Here is a 14,741-nt window from a genome sequence, read left to right as displayed (position 1 = left end):
CTCGCAGCAGGGGCTCCAGTTGCTGGTCGGACAACGGGTCTCCGGCTGCCGTGGCGATGCCGTATCGGTCCTGGAGCCAGAGAGCGAACTGCTCGCTCGTCGGCTCGGAGGCATAGGTGGCGAGCCAGGTCTGGTAGGCGTCCGCGAGGCGCCCGCCGGCCCTGACATCGTCCGGTGCCGGTTCGGACTGCCGTACAGCGGCTGCCGAAGGCACCTGGGATGACGGTTGCGGTTCTCCGGCACGCTGCTGTGCGAGTTCCGTCTCCTGCGCGGCAGGGGCCTCAAGGACAGGGCTCTGCCTCTGCATCGGGACCTGAGCGGCCTGGGCCAGGGCGGGGGCCGGGGGCAGCAGGGCCGGTTCGATGCCTGCGGCGGCGAGGCCGGCCCCGGCGGTCTCGGCCAGCGGAACGCCGTACTTCGCCAGGCGCAGCGGCATCAGGGACTCGACGGGTGCCTTGCGGCGCCAGTTGCGGCCGAAGCGGGCCTGGAGGCGGGCCTGGTAGATGAGCCGGTCCTGTTCGAGCTTGATGACCTGCTCGTACGACCGGAGCTCCCAGAGCTTCATCCGCCGCCACAGCCGGAACGTCGGCACGGGGGAGAGCAGCCAGCGGGTGAGCCGCACGCCCTCCATGTGCTTGTCGGCCGTGATGTCGGCGATTCGGCCCACGGCGTGCCGGGCGGCCTCGACGGAGACCACGAACAGCACCGGGATGACCGCGTGCATGCCGACGCCGAGCGGGTCGGGCCAGGCCGCGGCGCCGTTGAAGGCGATCGTCGCGGCGGTCAGCAGCCAGGCCGTCTGGCGCAGCAGCGGGAACGGGATGCGCATCCAGGTCAGCAGCAGGTCCAGGGCGAGCAGGACACAGATGCCGGCGTCGATGCCGATCGGGAAGACCAGCGAGAAGTTCCCGAAGCCCTTCTGCAGGGCGAGCTCGCGCACCGCCGCGTACGAACCCGCGAAACCGATCGCGGCGATGAGCACCGCGCCCGTGATCACCACGCCGATGAGGATTCGGTGCGTTCGGGTGAGGAGGACTGGTGGCCTGTTCTGGGTCATGCCTCGCCCCTCCGTCATCTGCATCATCTTGCTTCACACTCTCACGATGGGTCACCAGCGCTACCTGCTCGGCGACATACATCGCGGATCGTCAGCGAATAGTGATCACTTGGTGGTGCTGAACCTGTGCGGTCGGCTGGCACACGAACCTGCGAGCGGTGGCCGGCACCTCGGCGAGGGCGCTGGGTTCGACCGCGTAAAACTCGGGAGCTGGGTGTCACCCGTCTCTCTGGCTCTGCAGGGCAGACTTTTACGCGGTAAAAACCGGCGCACGCTCCTCGACCGGAGACTGCCACGGCCCAGGGCTGCCCTGGGTAGCCAAGGCGAGCGTTTGTCCGTGCTAAGCCTTCCGGAGTCAGGCGGCCTGCCTCGTTATAAGGAGGTGGTGCTGGGCTCAGCGAGAGCGGCCGCCCGCTGACTTTTACCGCGTAAAAACGGGAGCCCGAAGCCGCCGGGCGCTGTGACTCGCAAGGCAGACTTTTACGCGGTAAAAGCCGGTGACGCGTTCAGAGGCTGCCGAGTAGGCCCTGGGCGACGCTCTGCACGACGTCGGGTGAGCAACGTTCCAGGATGACGGCAGTGATGGCCTCGGGGTTCGTCCAGTCGACCTGAGAATCGTGCGTTGTTGACGGCTCGACGCGAGGTTCTGGCACGCTGTGCTGATGCGCCGCTGGAGAGGCTGCGTCCGGAGTGCTCTCAGGCGACAGCAGCGTTGTAGTAGGGCCCGCTCCGGCGGGGGAGTTGTGAAGTTCCTTCTTCTTGGCTGCAGCGGCCCGGCCCCTGACTGGTTTCGGCTTGCGCAACTGCTCCGCTTTCCGTTCTGCCATCTTGGCGTCCACGAAGGCGGTCTGTTCCTCAGCGCTGCCGAGACTCCCCGCTTTGCGTGCGATAGCAATGGGGACCTTCTTCTCGGCGACGCGCTGCTGGATCGGTTCCGGCAGCTTGAGGAGGGCTCGTCGCGTGGAGATCCAGGAGCCATTGACTGCGCCACCGAGGACCGTCACAACCGCAGCAGCACTGCCGTGAAACCCCACCAGGGCTTCGATGGCCTCGGCTTCCTCGATCGGTGTGAGGTCCTTGCGGAAATGGTTCGCAGACAAAGCCGCGGCGAGAAGGTCCTCCCGAGTGCCAGCCGAAGAGTCGTCCACCGTGATCCGCAGGTCGATGCCAGCCCTCTGCGCTCCTCTCAGCCGACAGTGGCCGTCGATGACGACGTACTCCCTGTCGGCCGGAATGACGTCCTTGTGCTCAGGGTGTGCGACCAGGAATGCGAGGCGGGTCATGACGGTGGCTGTCTGGATCTGCCCGACTTCCCGGAGGTTCCGGGCGAGGCTGTCCAGGTAGGCCTCGTCAAAGTCGCGCCTGGGGTTGGCCGGGTTCTCGGCGACGAGGTCGGTCGGAACGGACGACGGCGGAGCGCCGACTACGGAGTCAATGATCTGCCCCCGAGTGCTGCGGGGTGCTCGGGCGGAGCCGAAGGCTGCGCTGGGGCCGCTGCGTTCAGCGGCACTCTTTCGACGGTCGGGGCTCAAGAGATCTCCTTGACGATGTGGCGCATGACGCGGGACTGGACACAGGACGGGTCGTAGGCCAGAAGCGGCCGTCGGGCGCGAGCTGCTTCGCGCTGCTCCTTGCGGCGGGGGATGACTCCTATGACGCGGGGCTCTCCAAGGGCGCGCCATTCGTTGAGGGAGCTGGTGACGACGTGTCCGTCCCGGGCGTCGTAGAGGTTGACCACGAGGCCCAGGTACGCGGCCGTGATGCGCCAGTCAGTCATGCCGTCGTCGATCTGCTCGACGAGCATGTTGTAGGCGTCGGCTGATGAGTCCTCTGCCTGCACCACGATGAGGATGCCGGATTCTCCCTCGCGCTCGCCGTCCCGCTGGCGGCTGTAGTAGATCGCGGCGTCCATCGCCATACCCAGGCTCGGCGGGCAGTCGATGATGATGACGTCGTAGAGCGGCTCAAGGGGTTCAAGGGCATGCTCAAGCGTGGCTTGCCGGTTGCGGGCCGTCGAGATCATCACGTCCAGCAGGAAGGCGTCTTGGCAGGAGGGCAGCAGGTCCAGTCGACCGCCGAAGCGCTCGTCGTCCACGGGGACGATCAGGTCGTGGATGTCGCCGGAAGTCTGCCGCGACATGAACTTCGCGAGGCTGGGGCCGCTCGCGGGGAGCTGTGGCACACCGAGCTGCTTCGACAAGTGGCCCTGCGGGTCGTAGTCCACCATCAGAACTCGGAGCTGCGGGGCCTCGTAGGAATCCACTGTCTCGACCAGGTCGAGAGCCCCTGCTTCGGGTGCCGGTTCTTTATCCGTCAGAAGCATGGCGAGGCGGGCGAGTTCGGCATCCTCTGCGAAGGCTCCGCCGAGGCCGGCCGTGACCGCGGTCTTCCCTACTCCGCCCTTCTGGTTGCAAACGACGAAGCGGCGAGTGGTGCGTTCCAGAGGCTGGTGGCGGGGGGAGGGGTGCGTGGTGAGCCAAAGAGACACAGCCTGGGCAAGTCCCTGAACGTACGGAATCCCCCGGGCGCTGCACTCTGCCTTGAACTGCGAAGTCATTGCGTCGGTCAGCCAGGTCGCGAATGGTGGCGCTCCAGCGGTGTCGACTTGGGCGACTTCCCCCCGAGGGGCGTCCTTCCACTCAGTCATCGCGTCGGCCACAGCGTCCTGGATATCCATGCGGAGCTCTGCTGCACGGATCTTGAGGTGGGCTTTCAGAGATGCTGGCAGCTTGAAGGTAACCTTCTGCCTGTCATCTTGTTGATTTGAGGGCAACATGAGGCGAGCTTACTTACCTCCACCCCATCCAGGGAAACTGACGCGCGGCTGTGCGGCGCTCTGACGGCCCGCCAGGGGCTCCAAAGTCGCGCCATACCGGCGACTTGGAGATCGGCCGCCTATGCCGCCTTTCTGTGCGTCGCATTTCAGGCTGAGTATGCGATTTAACCAGTTCGCCCTCATCCGGCTGGTGAAGTCGGCCCGGGGCGCGGTTTCGGTCTTTCGACCGGTCCGCTTCCCCGGAGCCGCTTCCAGAACCGGGCGGACCTTGACCGATCTCGCCGAACTTTGACCAGGCGTGCTGTAGCGGACTGCGGCTCGCGGGGCCGGCCGGAGGGCTTCACCGGGTGCTCGCAATGGGTGGAGGCGGAGTGCGGCTGGGCCCCGTCCCGCCTGAAGAGCTACACCCTGGCTGGCACTCGGTGGACGACCTCCACGGTGTTCTCCCAGGCGTCGTAGGCGCAGCGGACGAACGGGCTGAACAGGTCGCCCGTCAGGATGCTGCGCATGGCGCACATGATGTGCCACGCCTCCCGGCGGCCTTCGACCGCGTCGAGTTCACCGAGGTCCGTTTGCAGGGCGAGGCCAAAGTAGTCGGAAGACGACCAGCCGACGGGCCTGTCAGGTCCCCTGCTCTCACGCTCTCCTCGGAGCGCTGCTCGCGGGACGGCAGCGAAGTCGCCTTCCCTGAGGAGATCGACGGTTTTGCTGGTCAGGGAAAACGCTGCCAGGTACCGCACGGGCCGGTCCTTCTTCGGGCCGAATCGCTCGCGCATCAGGTCGGCGAGCTCGTCCCGGTACTGAATCAGAGTGCTTGGGTCCACCAGCAAAGCTGCGCTCGCGCGGCTGGAAGCACCGACTCGCCGTGAAGCCCTGAAACGCACAAAAGCCCGCAATCCCTGCGATGTTCGCGGGGAGCACGGGCCTTGGCCGTGTTCGGTCGGGGTGTCAGGCCGCCCAGGTTGCGGGCACCGTCCCGTGATCGGGGTTGGGAATGGTGGCGGCCGCCGCCGGGGCGGCCGGGTGCCGCATGGCGGTGATCGGGACGGCACCGGGCTCGCTGGCCGGACTGGTGAAGAGGCGGTGTTCTAACCCTGCACTATTCAGTCGGGCCAGCAGGCGCCACTCGATGTCGCGCACTTGGACCGCAGGCGCGCGTCGGTACGCACGATGCCCCGGGCTGCCTGAGCCTCACGCGCCCACGCGCCCGGCACGTCCCGGGGGCGAGGGCCGGGGCGACGGCGGACTGAGGGCTGCGGCCGGGGGCACAGGTCGCGGTCGACGAGGTTACGAACCCTCCGTGAACGCGGTGGCGTGGTCGACGGCCCACTGGCGAAACGTTCGCGGCGCCGTCCCGAGGATGTCGGCCACCGCAGTGGTGATGTACGCGGGCTGTCCGACCGCCGCGCTCCACGCGGCGAGCAGCATGTCGACGACCGAACTGGGCACCGTACCCTCCCACAGGCTTCGGAACTCGTCCGGCGTCATCTCCTCGAATGCGATCCGGCGCCCCAGGGCGTCACCGATGACGTCGTGTAGGGAGCGCCCCAGAACGCAGAAAACGGCCCCCTCCGCCAGACCGAGGTCCGGAGGGAGGGGGCCGCTTGATGTCTGGTCAGGTGCGCAGCAGGCTGTGATCCTCGGGGGTGAGGACGCCGGGGGCGTGACCGCAGCGGCGGAAGATACGACGGATCATCGGGCGGTCTCCTGCTCGGGGTTGGCGGTGCGGGTACCGGCGGGCGTCTTGAGCACGCGCGGCAGATGGACGTGCAGGTGCTCGACTTCGACCTCGCGGCCGCGTTCCCGAAGTGCTCGGGCAAGGAGTTCCGTGAGACCGCTTGCACGGTGGCGACCGCCTGTTCTCTCGCCTACTCCGAGCTGTTGTCGGCTCGCTGCGCTGAGTGCCGAACCGGTCCATACGCCCGCGCTCAGACAGAGGTGAGGCTCAGGCCCACCGGCGGGGCTCCCATCCTGCGCTCCTGATCGGGGATCATGGGCGGCATGGAACACGTTGCGCCGGTGAGCGTCCTTGCTCTCCGTCCTGTCCTTCCGCATCCTCAGGCGATCATGAAGGGGGCGGGCATACGTCCTTTGATCGACGACCATGACGTGCTGGAGGAGATACATCCGGACGGTGATTCAAGCTGCTATCACCAGATGTGGCTCGGTTCATCGGAGACGTGGCCGCTGTGGGCCGCTCGCGAGCCTCGCCGTGTCGAACTGTCGAACAACGACTGCGTCACCGATTGCTGTGGAGGAGTGTTCGTCACCATCCAGCGTCGTGGCGATCACGTCGAGTGGGTGAGCTGGGAGAACACCAACGACATCCGGGTCCCTGTCCCACCGGAGGTCCGCTTCGACGCCTCACAGTACGACGCCGAACTGGCTCGGGTCGTAGCTGACCACAGCTGGGAGGAGCCCGTAGACACGGCGGCCCGTCTACTGGCCCACCGGATCGCTGCAACCGGCTGGTACAAGCGGTGGGACTGCCAGCCGTTCGTGCACGGCATCCGTGTGCAAGAGCGGGGGGAGTCCGCTGAAGTAGTCATGCCCTTCGTCACCAGCCAGTTCGACGAAGGCGGTACGTACCGCTGGCACGTCATGTCCGTGACTGCGCAGGAGCCCGTCGAGGAGCAGGTACGGCGGTTCGTTGAACAGATCACAGCTACCGACCCCAGCGAGAGTGCAAAGGGTCCCTGACAGCGCCCCGGGAGCCTCGCGCATCAAGTGGCGCTGGTGGGCAGAGTCCGGACGAGGCTGTGCTGACCTCTGATGTCGGTGCGCCGGTCCAGCTCGGTGCGTAGTTCGTGGATGACCTGGGCATAGACGGCGACGCGCTCGCGAAGCCGGCCGTTGTCCTCCCGCAGTGCGCGGGCGATGGCTTCGGCGTCTACTACGCGGGCGTGCAGATGCTGGAATGCGGGCGGGATGCCGTTTACCTCGGACTTTCGGCGGGTGAATTCTTCTTTCAGGTCAACGTGCTTGTGGGTGAGGACCCAGCGCTTGACGCCTGCCTCGGCGGCAAGTTGCAGCGTGGTGAGCGCCCCAGTGGACCGGGTTGGACGGCCGTCGAGGAGCCGCTGGATCGCTGCGGTGATGGCGTCGCGTTCGGCGTCGCGGTCAGTGGCCATCGTGGGGTTCTCCGGTGTGGTCGTGGGCGGTGACGATGCGTTCGAGGCGGTCGAGTTCGTGCTGTTCGCGGGCGTGTCGGAAGGCGGGGGCCAGCGGGTCGTCGACGAGCGGCCGTAGTCGCTCGATCTGGACGAGGACGTGTTCGATGTCGCGATCGGTCCGCGCGATGTTGACGCAGTTCGGACGGCAGTCGTCGAGGTCGGGGGTGCGGCGGGTGCCGTCCTCCTCGCTGCGGAGGCGGCAGGCTGCCCTCTTGGGGTCCAGGACGCAGGTCATGCCCTTGCCGGGGAAGATCTGCAAGTCGGGGTTGGTGAGCATGGCGTTGGCGTGTCGCTTGGTACGCAGGACTCGGCCGGCGAAGCGTGTGGCGGCCTGGACGCGGTGCCGGTAGGTCTCGGCTGCTGGGCCGCTGACCTGCTCGCCTTCACGTAGGCGCTCGTGTGCGTCGGCGAGGGTGTCCAGTCGGGCCAGCCAGTCCTCGAACGCGAGGTCGTCGGGGAAGCCCGAGGCGTAGCTTCCGGCGTAGCCGAGGGTCATCTGGACGCGGAGATGGCCGTATTGGATGGCGGCGGCAACCAGGCCCCGCGGGCGGCGGACGATGAACCAGGCCAGATTGTGGACGCTGTTGAGAACTGACCGCTGACCGCTGTGGCTCGTGTCCCCATATATAGGGCAGCGTGGTCATAGCCAAGGAGAGGGAACAGGAGGCTTGTCAACTCTCTCCTCCATGTCGTGGGCATGTGTGCGACGTGCAGAACAAGGGCGTGTCCGCGACTAGCATCGGCGTGTTCGCCGACACCTGGAGTTTGCCGATATGTCGTTGCCGCGCCTCGGAGTCGTCATCCTCGGGTGCCTCAAAGACCCCGCCGCCGTCCCGATGACGCTCTAACCTCGATCCCACGGAGCATGGTCGGCCCGACAGGGACGACATTCGGCTCCGACGATGTGCCCGACACACGGGGCGTGTTCCCGGGGGAACCCGGTCGGCTCGTCGTGCGGGCAGGCGAGGGGGTCGGGGATGGGTCGTCGGCAATTGGTGTACGTGGTGCCCGGGATCGGCGGGAGTGTGCTGGAGGAGCCGCCATCGGGGAAGGGGCCGGGCCGGCGGGTGTGGGACGCGGGGCTGGGGGACATCGCCGCGTCGTTCCTGCGTCCGGGCAGGCTCGATCCGGACATCGGTTTGCGGCCGGTCGGGCTGATCACGTCGAAGCGACTGGTGGGCTGGACGCCGGTACACGGCTACGAACGGCTGATCAATCAGGTGGGGGCCGGTGCCGTCGTGGACCGAGGGCATCCCGACGCCCGTAACCTCGCCGCCGACGTGGTGTTGTTCCCCTACGACTTCCGGATGGGCGCCGCCGAAGCCGCACACCGCCTGGCCGCCGATGCCCACGACCGCCTCAAGGACTACGACGAGAAGGAACGCGCGGGCCGCGTCGTGGTGGTGGCGCACTCGATGGGCGGGCTCGTCGCCCGCTACTGGCTCGGCCCGCTGGAGGGCTGGCGGGTCTGCCGCTCCCTGGTCACCTTGGGCACCCCCCACCGCGGCGCACCCAAGGCACTCGACTGGATGGTCAACGGCATCCCCCTGCGGCACGCCATCGGGGGCCGGGAAGGCGCCCTCACCCGTTGGCCCGCCATCGCGGAACTCCTTCCCCAATACCCGGCGGTGTGGGACAACAGGACCCAACGCCCGCTGTATCCGGGCGAATTGCCGATGGAATGGCTGCGCTCGCGGGTCGAGACCGGCGCGCGGGTGCACGCCGACATCAAGCAGGCGTGGGACGTGCTGCCACGCACGACCGAGATGGTGCCGCGGCTGGGATGGAGCCACGCCACCGACGGCGTCGCCCACTGGGACGGAAAGAGCCTACGGATGACGGGCGAACAACCGACCTGGCTGGGCCTGGCCGGCCGCCAGGACGAACTCGGCGACGGCACCGTCCCGGCATGCTCGGCCGTGCCCTGGGAAATGAGCGGCCACAACACCCTGGCCATGCGCGTCGCCGAGAAACACGGCCCCATGTCCGCCGCCCCCTGGGTCGCCCCCGCCCTCACCCACTACGAGGAACGGCCCACACTGGACGCCGTCCGCGGCGACCGACACCGCACCACCCTGGGCCTGGACATCGACGACGTCCATGCCGAGCACACCCCCCTGCCCGTGCACGTCGCCCTTCGCGGCGAGGACGCCCCCGCCGGGCCCCCGGCCGGAGTCGAGGTGTGGGCGACCTTGCGCCCCGCCGACTCCCCGCCCGGCGGACCGGGTGTCGAGGTGGCCCTCGCGGCGGACTCGACCTCGGGAACGTACGTCTGCGAACTCATCGGACAACCCCCAGGGGTGTACGAGATCACCGTGGAGGCCGAGGCCGTCCCCGGCGCCGGCGACCTGACGGCGACCGACCTGGTCACGGTGGTGTCTCCGTGAGCATCTGGCCGACGTGGAGCCTGACCGGCGACGACGCCGCACTCGCACGGTACGTCGTGCCCGACGAGGTCGCCGGCCTCGTCCGCGATCTGCCACCCGCAGCGCTCGTGGACAGCAGGATCACCCAACTCCGGGCCGTCTACGAGGCGTTGGCCGCACACGGGATCGTCTACGACCACGAGGAACCCACCGACGACGCCGGCCGGCAGGCCATCCGTGAACCCGGCGAGGTCCTGTGGGCCCCTGGCCGCGGCACCTGCCTCGACCTCGCGCTGGTCATGGCGGGCGCCTGCCTCAAGGCGGGCCTGCACCCGGTGATCGTGTTGGTCGACTCCACGAGCGGCGGGGCCTCGCACGCCCTCCTCGGCGTGTGGGTCCGCGACGTGGACGGGGAGGAAGGCGGATCTTCGGGCGTGTGGCACACCCCGCCCCCCGCATGGGACCGGCTCGCCAGCGAGTCGGGCTCCGGCCGCAGGCCACCGCTCGTACTCGTCGACCCCGTCGGGATCGCCAAGGGCCTTGCCACCACGAGTACACGCGGCCTGAACGCGGACTTCGACGAGGCGACCCGCTCCGCCGCCCGCTATCTCACCCCGCCCCCATCCGACGGAACCGCCGCTGCCTGGACGTGGCGCGTCGGAGTGGACATCAAGCACCTGTGGCGCGCGGGCGCCACCCACCCCACCACCGACCGCCCGGCCGGGGACCCGCTGCGGGAGCCGTACATCACCCTGGACACCGTCCCCGAACGCGCCCGCACTCCCATGCAGCTCCTGCGCGCCGACTACGGCGTCGTGCCCTTCCAGGCCCGCGACGAACTCACCGTCCTCACCGACTGGTGCCACTCCGTCGCCGCCGGCGAACTCACCGGCGTCGCGGTGGTCCACGGCTCCGGCGGCGCCGGCAAAACCCGCCTGGCCCTCGAACTCGCCCACCGCATGCACACCAGGCACGACTGGTACACCGGCTACCTGAAGAACGACGACCCTTTGGACTGGCTGGGGACCGTCGTCACACCCACCCTGATCGTCGTCGACTACGCCGACGCCGCCTCCGAGCGCACGCGCGAACTCCTGCGCGTCCTGAGCCTGCGCCGCGGCACCCCCGCCGCCGTCCTGATGACCGCCCGCTCCGTCGACGGCGACTGGTTGAACAAGTTGCGTTCCTCCTGGACCCACAGGGGGCAACTCTGCAACGAACTCCGGTTACGCCTAGCGCCCGAACACCCCGCTCGGCAACGGCTGTTCCGCAGTGCCTTGGGCGCCTACGCCACCGACCGGGTCACAGCCGCGGCAGACCTGGAAGCTTCGATCGACGCGCTCGTCCCGGACCAGTGGTCCACCCTCGACTACGTACTGCTCGGCCTGCTCGCCGCCCGGCGGCAGGGCCCCCTGCCCTCGACGCGCGGTGAGCTGTACGACGAGGTTCTCGTCCATGAACACCGCTACTGGGCACAGACCTACGAAGACTTGACAACCACGGGCAAAGCCCCATCGGCAGTGTTGGCCAGGGCAGCCGCGAGCTTGACCCTGCGCGCGCCCACCACCGATGCCCAAGCCCACGCGGCGCTCTCGGCAGTCGACGAACTGTCGGTGGACAGCCGATGGCGGGAGGCCGTACGCACCACCCTCACCGCGTGCCTGCGGCCGGGCCCCGGCGAGCCTTTGGTGGTACGCCCCGACCCCATCGCCGACCATCTCACTCTCGCCCGCCTCGCCGACGATCCCGACCTGTTGGCGCGCATCCTCGACAACCTCGAACCCGACGCGCTGCTCCAGACCCTGCACCACCTCAACCGCGCGGCAGCCGCAGACCCCGACACCGCCGAGTCGCGCCTCCTGGCCTGGATCAACGCGGACCCGGATCGCTGGCCCGCAGTCCTGCGCGTTGCCGCCACGCAGGGCGGTGCCGTTCTCGGCGTCCTGGAGGCATCGGTCCGGCAGTCCACCGGACCGGCCTGGCTCGACGACCTCGCCGAGGCCCTGCCCGACGCCCACACCGGCCTGGTCCACCTCGCGCACGCGGTCGAGGCGCGCCGCCTCCAGGACTTACGCAGCGACCAGGCGACACCACCTGCGACGCTCGCCGCACAACTCACACGCTTCAGCCGGCGACAGGCGGACATCGGCGAGCACGGCGCGGCCCTCGACTCGATCACCGAGGCCGTCGACCACTACGTCATCCTCGCCCAGGTCGCCCCCGCCGCGTTCCTTCACCACCTCGCCGGAGCCCTCAACAACCTCTCCAACCAGCAATCCGAGACCGGGGACCGCGACGCGGCACTGACCTCCATCACCGAAGCCGTCCACCACCACCGCGCCCTCGCCCAGACCAACCCCGCAGCCTTCCTCCCCAACCTCGCCACATCCCTCAACAACCTCTCGGTCCGGCAATCCGACATTGGGAACCGCGACGCAGCACTAGCCTCCATCAGCGAAGCCGTCCAACTCCGACGCACCCTCGCCCAGACCAACCCCGCAGTGTTCCTCCCCGACCTCGCCGGAGCCCTCAACAACCTCTCCAACCAGCAATCCGAGACCGGGGACCGCGACGCGGCACTGACCTCCATCACCGAAGCCGTCCACCACCACCGCGCCCTCGCCCAGACCAACCCCGCAGCCTTCCTCCCCAACCTCGCCGGATCCCTCCACAACCTCTCCAACCGGCAGTCCGAGACCGGGGACCGCGACGCGGCACTGACCTCCATCACCGAAGCCGTCGCCCACTACCGCGCCCTCGCCCAGACCAACCCCGCAGTGTTCCTCCGCAACCTCGCCGGAGCCCTCAACAACCTCTCGGTCCAGCAATCCGAGACCGGGGACCGCGACGCGGCACTGACCTCCATCACCGAAGCCGTCCAACTCCGACGCACCCTCGCCCAGAGCAACCCCGCAGTGTTCCTCCCGGACCTCGCCGGAGCCCTCAACAACCTCTCAGGCCGGCAGTCCGAGACCGGGGACCGCGACGCGGCACTGACCTCCATCACCGAAGCCGTCGCCCACTACCGCGCCCTCGCCCAGAGCAACCCCGCAGTGTTCCTCCCCGACCTCGCCGGAGCCCTCAACAACCTCTCGGTCCAGCAATCCGAGACCGGGGACCGCGACGCGGCACTGACCTCCATCACCGAAGCCGTCGCCCACTACCGCGCCCTCGCCCAGACCAACCCCGCAGCCTTCCTCCCCAACCTCGCCACATCCCTCAACAACCTCTCCATCCGGCAATCCGAGACCGGGGACCGCGACGCGGCACTGACCTCCATCACCGAAGCCGTCCAACTCCGACGCACCCTCGCCCAGAGCAACCCCGCAGCCTTCCTCCCCGACCTCGCCGGAGCCCTCAACAACCTCTCCAACCGGCAGTCCGAGACCGGGGACCGCGACGCGGCACTGACCTCCATCACCGAAGCCGTCCACCACCACCGCGCCCTCGCCCAGACCAACCCCGCAGCCTTCCTCCCCAACCTCGCCACATCCCTCAACAACCTCTCTATCCGGCAATCCGACATTGGGGACCGCGACGCGGCACTGACCTCCATCACCGAAGCCGTCGCCCACTACCGCGCCCTCGCCCAGACCAACCCCGCAGCCTTCCTCCCCAACCTCGCCGGAGCCCTCGGCAACCTCTCCAACCAACAATCCGAGACCGGGGACCGCGACGCGGCACTGACCTCCATCACCGAAGCCGTCGCCCACTACCGCGCCCTCGCCCAGACCAACCCCGCAGCCTTCCTCCACCACCTCGGCATGTCCCTCAACAACCTCTCCAACCAACAATCCGAGACCGGGGACCGCGACGCGGCACTGACCTCCATCACCGAAGCCGTCGCCCACTACCGCGCCCTCGCCCAGACCAACCCCGCAGTGTTCCTCCCCCACCTCGCCGGATTCCTCAACAACCTCTCCAACCAGCAATTTGAGACCGGGGACCGCGACGCGGCACTGACCTCCATCACCGAAGCCGTCGCCCACTACCGCGCCCTCGCCCAGACCAACCCCGCCGCATTCCTCCACCACCTCGCCGGATTCCTCAACAACCTCTCCAACCAGCAATTTGAGACCGGGGACCGCGACGCGGCACTGACCTCCATCACCGAAGCCGTCGCCCACTACCGCGCCCTCGCCCAGACCAACCCCGCAGCCTTCCTCCACCACCTCGCCATGTCCCTCAACAACCTCTCGGTCCAGCAATCCGAGACCGGGGACCACGACGCGGCACTGACCTCCATCACCGAAGCCATCCAACTCCGACGCACTCTCACCCGGGCCAACCCCGCCGCATTCCTCCCCGACCTCGCCATGTCCCTCAACAACCTCTCCAAGCAACGGACAGAGGGTTCAACAGACACCACCTGGCTTGGCGCGCTGGACGATCTAGAGGCAACTCCGGTCGCGGCAGCCGAGTTGCGCACCAACTACGCCCGATATCTGATGAACGCCAACCGGCCGAGTGAAGGAATCAGTCAATTGGTCCGAGCCGCCGAAGATGCTCACCGGGGCCCAAGCCATCGCTTGGGTGTGACACGACGTGCCATCCGCGACACGGTGTTCCTCTCCGCGATTCGAGACGCGCGGCTGCCGGCCTGGGCCCTACACGTCCCGGACGACGAAGAAATCCGTGTCATGGAAACCTGGGTCGAGATCGAGGATTGGGCAGAGGTCGAGGCGTTCGTGAATCGACACTCCGTCTGGCTCCAGACGGCATCCAACCGCACGGATATCGACGCCACGCGCTTCTTGTATCCGGAACTTCCAGCCTTCGACCGCTTGGGCGCGCTGATGGACGCCATCACGCAACGTGGCGTCGATGCCGTCCTGGCCGAGGGACGCAGCGATGAGGCACGTCGAGTCCTCGTCGACGCGTGGGTGGTCACAGCAACGTGGGAGGACTCGATCCGCTTCCTTGCCGAACACGCGAGCGACCTACGTTCGCCCGAGGTCCGAGAGCTGCTCGCCACATCCGACATGGTCGACGGCCGCCGGTACCTGGCCATCCTCGACCTCAGCGGACACATGACGGCCGACGACGTGCTCACGCTCATCACCGACCCGACGGCCGCAACGGGTCACGCCCTGGACGCCGTGGAACACGCCGACCTGCCCTTGATGATGTCCGTGTTGGCAGCCTGCCCTCCCACCCTGGAAACCGGAGACGCGAACGCCGCCATCCTCACCGCCGTCCTGGCCCTCGCCGCCGGAGCCGCAGACGAAGCCCGCGCCTGCGCAACGCAGGCGGCCGAGAACGCGAACGACCTACAACGCCGAGCCCACGCGATCCGCCTTCGCGCACTGCATCGTGGCCGACCCGACCTCGAAGGCGCGGCGGAACTCGCCCAAATCGTCGACCCATGA

At 68.2% G+C, this 14,741-nt stretch carries 9 protein-coding genes and 1 pseudogene; 3 read left to right on the top strand and 7 right to left on the bottom strand.

Annotated elements, in window-relative coordinates:
• Positions 1–325: 325 nt before the first annotated feature.
• The 5 genes and pseudogenes from OG953_RS44315 to OG953_RS44295 all read right to left on the bottom strand — a co-directional run.
• Positions 326–1,081, bottom strand: a pseudogene (locus tag OG953_RS44315) (DUF2637 domain-containing protein); the annotation flags it as partial.
• 482 nt (positions 1,082–1,563) lie between these two features.
• Positions 1,564–2,589: a ParB N-terminal domain-containing protein gene (locus tag OG953_RS44310; RefSeq protein WP_331736028.1), complete on the bottom strand. Its 1,026-nt coding sequence runs from the start codon at positions 2,587–2,589 to the stop codon at positions 1,564–1,566.
• A complete protein-coding gene (locus OG953_RS44305) occupies positions 2,586–3,833 on the bottom strand; it encodes a ParA family protein (RefSeq protein WP_331736026.1) in 1,248 nt (415 codons plus the stop codon). Before OG953_RS44305 ends, OG953_RS44310 begins: the two co-directional genes overlap by 4 nt.
• Before the next feature lie 401 nt (positions 3,834–4,234).
• A complete protein-coding gene (locus OG953_RS44300) occupies positions 4,235–4,657 on the bottom strand; it encodes a hypothetical protein (protein WP_331736023.1) in 423 nt (140 codons plus the stop codon).
• A 463-nt stretch (positions 4,658–5,120) separates the two neighbouring features.
• The gene (locus tag OG953_RS44295; RefSeq protein ID WP_331736018.1) at positions 5,121–5,321 is read right to left on the bottom strand and encodes a hypothetical protein; all 201 of its coding nucleotides are present in this window, start codon (positions 5,319–5,321) and stop codon (positions 5,121–5,123) included.
• Positions 5,322–6,092: 771 nt separating this feature from the next.
• On the opposite strand from OG953_RS44295, the gene OG953_RS44290 reads away from it, so the two are divergent.
• Positions 6,093–6,533, top strand: coding sequence for a hypothetical protein (locus OG953_RS44290; RefSeq protein WP_405692658.1), 441 nt, complete (start codon positions 6,093–6,095; stop codon positions 6,531–6,533).
• Between the two features lie 23 nt (positions 6,534–6,556).
• On the opposite strand, the gene OG953_RS44285 is transcribed toward OG953_RS44290, so the two are convergent.
• Positions 6,557–6,964, bottom strand: a complete 408-nt coding sequence (locus tag OG953_RS44285; protein WP_331736011.1) for a hypothetical protein — start codon at positions 6,962–6,964, stop codon at positions 6,557–6,559.
• Entirely contained in the window at positions 6,954–7,502 is a 549-nt protein-coding gene (locus OG953_RS44280) for a hypothetical protein (RefSeq protein ID WP_331736008.1), read from the bottom strand. The genes OG953_RS44285 and OG953_RS44280 overlap by 11 nt, the downstream gene beginning before the upstream one ends.
• A gap of 481 nt (positions 7,503–7,983) precedes the next feature.
• Between OG953_RS44280 and OG953_RS44275 the strand changes: the two genes are divergently transcribed.
• Complete coding sequence (locus OG953_RS44275) at positions 7,984–9,393, top strand: lipase/acyltransferase domain-containing protein (protein WP_331736005.1); 1,410 nt, start codon at positions 7,984–7,986, stop codon at positions 9,391–9,393.
• Positions 9,390–14,741, top strand: a complete 5,352-nt coding sequence (locus OG953_RS44270) for a hypothetical protein (RefSeq protein WP_331736002.1) — start codon at positions 9,390–9,392, stop codon at positions 14,739–14,741. The genes OG953_RS44275 and OG953_RS44270 overlap by 4 nt, the downstream gene beginning before the upstream one ends.

Origin of the sequence: Streptomyces sp. NBC_00057, assembly GCF_045041165.1 — a bacterium.
Taxonomy (GTDB): domain Bacteria; phylum Actinomycetota; class Actinomycetes; order Streptomycetales; family Streptomycetaceae; genus Streptomyces.
Note: the sequence above shows the minus strand (reverse complement) of the source record. Positions and strands in the feature narration are given on the sequence as shown.

What these genes read in the sequence shown, in the direction of transcription:
- OG953_RS44305 (WP_331736026.1), bottom strand. Translation starts at nt 3,833, where the DNA reads ATGTTGCCCTCAAATCAACAAGATGACAGGCAGAAGGTTACCTTCAAG.
- OG953_RS44295 (WP_331736018.1), bottom strand. Translation starts at nt 5,321, where the DNA reads ATGACGCCGGACGAGTTCCGAAGCCTGTGGGAGGGTACGGTGCCCAGT.
- OG953_RS44285 (WP_331736011.1), bottom strand. Translation starts at nt 6,964, where the DNA reads ATGGCCACTGACCGCGACGCCGAACGCGACGCCATCACCGCAGCGATC.
- OG953_RS44280 (WP_331736008.1), bottom strand. Translation starts at nt 7,502, where the DNA reads ATGACCCTCGGCTACGCCGGAAGCTACGCCTCGGGCTTCCCCGACGAC.
- OG953_RS44275 (WP_331736005.1), top strand. Translation starts at nt 7,984, where the DNA reads ATGGGTCGTCGGCAATTGGTGTACGTGGTGCCCGGGATCGGCGGGAGT.